Source organism: Priestia sp. 53B2 (assembly GCF_056099005.1).
Genome location: NZ_JBLZXA010000068.1, coordinates 1 through 481, shown reverse-complemented (window position 1 = coordinate 481; position 481 = coordinate 1). Strand labels below are relative to the sequence as shown.

Genomic DNA, 481 nt, shown 5'->3' with positions numbered 1-481 from the left:
GCGCCCTTTCTAACTTAACCATTAGCGAATAAATGGTACAACATAATGTTGTGTTATTTATTGGTTTGATTAAAGAAAAGTTTCACTTTTCCTCAGCAATTACTGTTATCTAGTTTTCAAAGAACAATTGGTGGAGCCTAGCGGGATCGAACCGCTGACCTCCTGCGTGCAAGGCAGGCGCTCTCCCAGCTGAGCTAAGGCCCCATTCGTTTAAATATATATGGTGGGCCTAAGTGGACTCGAACCACCGACCTCACGCTTATCAGGCGTGCGCTCTAACCAGCTGAGCTATAGGCCCATATATATGATAGAGAGAATTCTCTCAAAACTGAACGAAATGAAACGTACGTCTTATAAAAATCCTTAGAAAGGAGGTGATCCAGCCGCACCTTCCGATACGGCTACCTTGTTACGACTTCACCCCAATCATCTGTCCCACCTTAGGCGGCTAGCTCCTTACGGTTACTCCACCGACTTCGGG

2 tRNA genes and 1 rRNA gene are annotated in these 481 nt (G+C 46.2%); all 3 read right to left on the bottom strand.

The features are described 5' to 3' along the window. Positions 1 to 128 precede the first annotated feature (128 nt). Positions 129 to 204, bottom strand: a tRNA-Ala gene (locus ACN6NE_RS31090). 17 nt (positions 205 to 221) lie between these two features. Then, a tRNA-Ile gene (locus tag ACN6NE_RS31085) sits at positions 222 to 298 on the bottom strand. 69 nt (positions 299 to 367) lie between these two features. Next, a 16S ribosomal RNA gene (locus ACN6NE_RS31080) occupies positions 368 to 481 on the bottom strand; the annotation flags it as partial.